1 pseudogene is annotated in these 234 nt (G+C 51.7%); it reads right to left on the bottom strand.

The features are described from left to right. Positions 1-221 (bottom strand): annotated as a pseudogene (locus tag R0J87_RS24870) (hypothetical protein); the annotation flags it as partial. Positions 222-234: the final 13 nt, after the last annotated feature.

Genomic DNA, 234 nt, shown 5'->3' with positions numbered 1-234 from the left:
AGAATAGCCGCAACCTGTTTCTGGTGTGCCGGACGGAGCATAAAAGAAGCGTCGTGAAAGGCTTGCTGCGCCAGCAGGGTCAGGGCTTCTGGTTCCACTTTCAGGATGGTTTCGCCGTCGAAGTCGGCAACGCTAACGTAATCGGAAGTGAGTAGATAGTATTCGGTATTGTCTTTCCCCATCGGGAAAGGTGCCTGGTAGATAAAGGGTTTGTTTGACATAGCTTCCAGCCTG

It is taken from the genome of Halomonas sp. SIMBA_159, from assembly GCF_046536035.1.
In the GTDB taxonomy this organism is placed as follows: domain Bacteria; phylum Pseudomonadota; class Gammaproteobacteria; order Pseudomonadales; family Halomonadaceae; genus Vreelandella; species Vreelandella venusta_A.
This window is presented reverse-complemented; position numbering and strand designations above follow the sequence as displayed.